Here is a 1,511-nt window from a genome sequence, read left to right on the forward strand (position 1 = left end):
TTAATAATGATGCACTTAAATTCCAAGTACTTGAAGAATTGCCACAACAAATCAAAGATTACTTAAGTAATTTTGAAATCAGGGAAATTCGTATTATTAAAAGTGTTTTACTCAAAGGGAAAAAATCTTTTAACAACACATTTAATACATATTATCGTTTAGAAGATGTCGAATTTGAACTTGTCAGTGTTTTAAAACGTTTTAAAGCCATGCTGCTACAAAAGAATGAAACCGTTGAAGCTATGCAAGGATATTTAATGCAATCGATTAAAGCTGAACTTGAAGGAATACACACACTTAATATGCGTCGTCAAAACATGAAAAAACATAATATCTTTAACCAATAATTTAGATAATCTTATAGCAATCAAAGAGACTTCAAAATACTCGGTTAAATCATCTGATTTTTTAACTGATGGATGATGAAAAAAATCAAGAAATCGTGAATGATTTGGAAATATGTGGTTGCGTAAGCAACGAGATAATCATTCAGCATATGCGTTTATCAAACGTCTCATTAAACAATTTGGTAAACCTCAAAAGGTAGTTACAGATCAGGCACCTTCAACGAAGGTAGCAATGGCTAAAGTAATTAAAGCTTTTAAACTTAAACCTGACTGTCATTGTACATCGAAATATCTGAATAACCTCATTGAGCAAGATCACCGTCATATTAAAGTAAGAAAGACAAGATATCAAAGTATCAATACGGCAAAGAATACTTTAAAAGGTATTGAATGTATTTACGCTCTATATAAAAAGAACCGCAGGTCTCTTCAGATCTACGGATTTTCCCCATGCCACGAAATTAGCATCATGCTAGCAAGTTAAGCGAACACTGACATGATAAATTAGTGGTTAGCTATATTTTTTTACTTTGCAACAGAACCATTACAAACCTGTCGCAAATATCAAAGCAATTAAACCGAATAAAAAAGGCGATAAAGATATACAAGCTGCAATTAAGGAGACATCAAAATACTCGGTTAAGTCGTCCGATTATTTAACAGGAAACCATGAAAAAGATGCAGAAATTGTTCAAGATTTAGAACAAGGTTTATACAGAAAACGTATGTTAAGTTACGGTGGTTTACTTAAACAAAAACATAAACTTTTAAATTTAGATGATGCCGAAGATGGTAACTTAATTCAAACAAGTGATGAAGAAAAAACGACAGAAGAAGAACAAAAAGCTCATTCAATTACGGCAATTTGGAATTTTGAAAAGCAAAATTACTTCTTAAAAAATTTGTAATGTTGTCTAAATATAATAATATTCTTTGTAAGAATTTCAGAAAAATGGCTACCATTTGGCTCCCTTTTAGTTCCCAAATGGCTCCCTTTTTATGTATCCATTTGGTATACATTTTTTATTTTTGGTATCCATTTAGGGTACATTTTTGATTTTGGGTAGCTATTCGGTAGCTTTTGTGTAGCCGTTCGGAAGACATATAACAATTTTTATCGCATAAATAGGAATCCCATTTGACACTGTCAAATCAATATTTTGC

2 protein-coding genes and 1 pseudogene are annotated in these 1,511 nt (G+C 31.3%); all 3 read left to right on the top strand.

The genetic code is table 11. The features are described 5' to 3' along the window. Positions 1-347: hypothetical protein (locus IE142_RS34640; protein WP_440862278.1), on the top strand; the 347-nt coding region annotated here is incomplete at its 5' end. A gap of 118 nt (positions 348-465) precedes the next feature. Beyond that, positions 466-831: pseudogene (locus IE142_RS34645) on the top strand (IS6-like element IS257 family transposase); the annotation flags it as partial. A gap of 46 nt (positions 832-877) precedes the next feature. Further along, positions 878-1,255 carry a protein rep gene (locus IE142_RS34650; protein ID WP_002498886.1) on the top strand — a complete coding sequence of 126 codons (378 nt, stop codon included), beginning with the start codon at positions 878-880 and terminating at the stop codon, positions 1,253-1,255. Positions 1,256-1,511 lie beyond the last annotated feature (256 nt).

The sequence above is a fragment of the Streptomyces mutabilis genome, from assembly GCF_014649815.1.
Lineage (GTDB): Bacteria > Actinomycetota > Actinomycetes > Streptomycetales > Streptomycetaceae > Streptomyces > Streptomyces mutabilis.